At 35.7% G+C, this 720-nt stretch carries 1 protein-coding gene; it reads right to left on the reverse strand.

Going from position 1 to position 720, the window contains the following annotated elements:
- Positions 1 to 14: 14 nt before the first annotated feature.
- The gene (locus LZ634_RS22545) at positions 15 to 617 is read right to left on the reverse strand and encodes a hypothetical protein (RefSeq protein ID WP_234508953.1); all 603 of its coding nucleotides are present in this window, start codon (positions 615 to 617) and stop codon (positions 15 to 17) included.
- Positions 618 to 720: the final 103 nt, after the last annotated feature.

The following is a 720-nucleotide window of genomic DNA, read 5'->3' on the forward strand; positions in this document are numbered from 1 at the left end:
TTCAGGGGGCTACATCACTGTTTATGACTTAAACCATCGACACAAACTGAGTCAGTAGGATGTACTTTATCTTTATATCCGCCTTTGCGGATCATATGGCAACACTCGATCGTTCTGGCGTTATCAGAACTGTTCTTATACATATCCAAAGGATAATAGACTACTTTCATTTCATTAACTGCAAGAGTAGATTTTTCTAGATAATAGTCATCGATTGCAGAATTAAATTTAAAAAAAATCTCACCCTCACCAAATTTTATTTTCCCTGTATGAAAACCAGGTTGATGTAAAAACCACCGAACAATATTTTTCCCACCCAATGGGTTACCTAAAACTACTTCAGGATAAATGATGACATCATCCTCACTTATCTCTTTTTTATGCGAAATTGGTGTATTCCAACCTGGTTTGGTTTGGTATTTTCTCCTATCTTTTAGCAACCACTGGCAGTAATAATAAAGCTTACTTATCCCTATAGTTCTAAAATAACTTGGCCGCAATGGCATTATAAATGCACGTCCCAGACCATGGCTATTAATAATATCGCAAAGCCGATGTAAAACTATAGAGCCACCACTATTTTCATCATAAGATGGAGCACATATTATGAATTTCATTGTTCTACTCGAATGCCTCCGCATTTGATTAATTTATTGATGACAAGCAAATAAACCAGCGTAATCCCAACTGCGACGGTACCAATTAGTAATAAAATAGAAA

Source organism: Kluyvera intermedia (assembly GCF_021440345.1).
GTDB lineage: Bacteria > Pseudomonadota > Gammaproteobacteria > Enterobacterales > Enterobacteriaceae > Kluyvera > Kluyvera intermedia_A.

What these genes read in the sequence shown, in the direction of transcription:
- LZ634_RS22545 (WP_234508953.1), bottom strand. Translation starts at nt 617, where the DNA reads ATGAAATTCATAATATGTGCTCCATCTTATGATGAAAATAGTGGTGGC.